Here is a 790-nt window from a genome sequence, read left to right on the forward strand (position 1 = left end):
GCCACCGGGCGCGCCCTGCAGGCGGCGCTGCGCCAGGCCCTGGCGGCGCTGGACTCCGCGCCCGCCGCGCCGCCGCGCCGCATGCCCTTCCACCGCGACTGGCCCGCCGCCCTGGCCGCAGCCCTGCGCGGCGTGGCCGCCGTCGGGCTGCTGGGTGCCGCCTGGCTGCTCAGCGGCTGGAGCTTCGGGCCGTTCCTGGTGATGGGCGGCAGCATCTTCGCCAGCGCCTTCTCGGGGCATCCGCAGCCGGTCGCGGCGCTGCGCGGCGTGCTGATGGGGGCCTGCGCCGGCCTCGCCGCGGCGCTGCTCTGCCGTCTGGTCCTGCTGCCGCAGGAGGCCGGGATGGGTCAGCTGCTGCTGACCCTGGCGCCCTTCATGGCGCTGGGCGGCCTGGCCCAGGCGCATCCGGTCCTCGGCAAGCCCGCCATGGACGCGAACATGGTCTTCATGCTGGCCGCGCAGCCGATGCTGCCCCTGCACGGCACGCCGGCCATGCTGGTGCAGGGCGGGCTGGCCATCCCCCTCAGCATCGCCGCCACGCTGTCGATCTTCTGGCTGCTGCGCGGGGACCGGCTGCGCGGCCTGCCGGTGGCGCTCCGGCGCGATCTGGCGGGCCTGGCAGCGAGGCGCGATGCCGCCGCCCTGGCGCGGGGGCGGGCACGGCTCGATCACCGCGTGCTGCGGCTGACGCAGCAGGCTCCGGACCGGGCGGCGGAAGGGCTCGCCGTGCTGCGCCTGGGCGATGCGCTGCGTCTGCTGGGCGGCGCCGGCTGCGCGGCGGCGGCGGTGC

Annotated in this window: 1 protein-coding gene; it reads left to right on the plus strand. The window is 78.1% G+C overall.

What is annotated here, in order from left to right; genetic code table 11:
- Positions 1-790 (plus strand): FUSC family protein (locus ACVMLK_RS21195; RefSeq protein ID WP_457487563.1); only part of this gene is annotated, 790 nt, incomplete at both ends.

Source organism: Teichococcus aerofrigidensis (genome assembly GCF_054073225.1).